This is a genomic window from uncultured Campylobacter sp., from assembly GCF_937981295.1.
In the GTDB taxonomy this organism is placed as follows: Bacteria; Campylobacterota; Campylobacteria; order Campylobacterales; family Campylobacteraceae; genus Campylobacter_B.
Genome location: NZ_CALJPC010000027.1, coordinates 1 through 1,657 on the forward strand (window position 1 = coordinate 1; position 1,657 = coordinate 1,657).

General features: G+C 44.2%; 3 protein-coding genes and 1 pseudogene. All 4 read right to left on the bottom strand.

Features of this window, described 5'->3' with window-relative positions; genetic code table 11:
- On the bottom strand, positions 1-262 hold a 262-nt coding region (locus Q0135_RS02455), incomplete at its 3' end, for a hypothetical protein (RefSeq protein ID WP_297987974.1).
- Between the two features lie 157 nt (positions 263-419).
- Positions 420-890 carry a hypothetical protein gene (locus Q0135_RS02460; RefSeq protein ID WP_297987975.1) on the bottom strand — a complete coding sequence of 157 codons (471 nt, stop codon included), beginning with the start codon at positions 888-890 and terminating at the stop codon, positions 420-422.
- A complete protein-coding gene (locus Q0135_RS02465) occupies positions 887-1,252 on the bottom strand; it encodes a YopX family protein (protein ID WP_297987976.1) in 366 nt (121 codons plus the stop codon). Before Q0135_RS02465 ends, Q0135_RS02460 begins: the two co-directional genes overlap by 4 nt.
- 10 nt (positions 1,253-1,262) lie before the next feature.
- A pseudogene (locus tag Q0135_RS02470) lies at positions 1,263-1,657 on the bottom strand (hypothetical protein); the annotation flags it as partial.

Here is a 1,657-nt window from a genome sequence, read left to right on the forward strand (position 1 = left end):
CGTCAATGTTTTGCATACTGGATGTTATTATGGATAGATTGTCGAATGCGTTACTTCCTCGTCTGCTTCTTTGACCGGTAGCCGTGGTAAGCGTAAATGCAAATCGCGCGATTTTTTCGTCCGGATCGCGCACATATATTATTAGTGTGTCGCGCCCTCTAAAATCAGCGTATAAATAGGCGCTAAAGCACGTGAGCTTGCGATAATATCCACTTCGTAATATCCAGTCTCTTTGTGCAAAATACGCTTCTAGTGAATTCATTCTTAAGCCTTTTATGTTAAAATATCTCTGCCTCTTCACAAGCCCCGCAAGGGGCTTTAATCTTTATCTTTTATCTCTAAGCGTAAAAACCGCTCTAGCCTCTCGAGTTTCTCAAAGCTCACGTAAAAAAGCAACGGTACTATTCGCCCGATCGCTTCTACGCTTTTAGTTTCGATAAACTTTCCTTTAAATCTTGTGGCAATCTAAATCCGAGCGCATAAAGAGGTATAGCCGTTTCTCTTTCATTGGGACCGAGCACTTCTTTGTTAAGGTCGCTTTTTGTGTATCTAGCGTTTGTCATTTCCCACTCGCCATATACGTTTTGGTATTCCCAAAACCAAAGGACGTCGTTGGTATTGATGAAATCATCTGGGTCTATTCCCTCTATCATAGACGATCCGACGCACCAAACCTCGGGATTGGCGATATCTCGTGAGCTTTTACACACTATCTTATCGCCTATTTTAAATTTAGGCTCTTTGGGTTTGATGCGGTATTCGAATTTCTCCCAATTCCAAACCGGCAATCCTGCTGCCCATTCATCTTCTTCGCAATTAGCCGAACGCCTCTCTATCTCCTCGCCCCTCGTATAGGCTTGCATAACCTCTATCTTTTCTCTTGTCGTCATTTTGTATCCTTTAATAGCTCCGGGTTCTCGTAGATGTTGCCGATGACTTCCCGGTTGAGCGCATCGTGAAGCAAAAAGAATATCTCTCTTTCACACTCGATCAGAAACGCAGCGTCACCTGCCCAGTATCTGACCGTGCCCATTCTTTTGCTATCGTCAAGTCTTGAAATGAATTTGACGACGTCGCCCTCATAAATTTCGCGCCCGTTTTTATCTTCCATTCCTGTATATTGCATAATATTAAAGGGTCTTTGTTCCGGAGTTCCAGGAAAAATTTCCCAAGCCGGTAGGTGAAAAATATCGCCCCAATTAAGCATTTTCTTATCTAGAACGTTCCACGCCCTAAATTTAATCTCTCTCATCGCCTATCCTCTAAATTTTACAGAAGCAATCTTTCAGAGGCTCATCATCAAACGCCAAAGAGCCTTGCTTATCTAGGCGAGCAAATTCCGCTTCCATATTCGCGCAGGTTAAATTCCCCGCAAACCACGATGTATTAAGCACGTGCTCGCCGCTATCTCGCATAGTCAAAAACTCAGCTTCGATCCGCTTCATATACTCCCATTCAGGCTTGAAATTTTTCCATACCTGATAGAAAGCGCGCTTTGACTGCGCAGGACAAAAATAGCAGCCCGTGCGGCTGAAGTATCGATAGAGTGGATTTTCCATCTCACGCTCTTTCAGATACGCCGTGCAGTCTGCTTCGCTCATATTGTAGTCGTCGATGAGCGGATACAAAAACTCATTGCCGTCCATTCTGCGGCGGG